The 241-nt window shown below is 27.4% G+C and carries 1 protein-coding gene; it reads left to right on the forward strand.

The window, feature by feature from the left end:
* Positions 1 to 130 precede the first annotated feature (130 nt).
* Positions 131 to 241: aminoglycoside 6-adenylyltransferase (locus SH09_RS15940; protein ID WP_167706516.1), on the forward strand; the 111-nt coding region annotated here is incomplete at its 3' end.

Raw genomic sequence — 241 nt, forward strand, 5'->3', positions numbered from 1 at the left:
ATGTTAAAAAGTATTTCAGAAATTGATTTAACGGACTTAATGAAATTGACTTTAAAAGAGAATGAAAAACAATTGCAAAAGCAGATTGAATTTTGGCAGCGTGAATTTAGATTTTGGGAGGGAAAAAACAATGAGGACTGAAAAAGAAATTTTAAATTTAGTTTCTGAATTTGCTTATCAACGAAGCAATGTAAAAATTATTGCTCTCGAGGGTTCAAGAACTAATGAAAATATAAAAAAA

This window comes from Staphylococcus gallinarum (assembly GCF_000875895.1).
GTDB lineage: Bacteria > Bacillota > Bacilli > Staphylococcales > Staphylococcaceae > Staphylococcus > Staphylococcus gallinarum.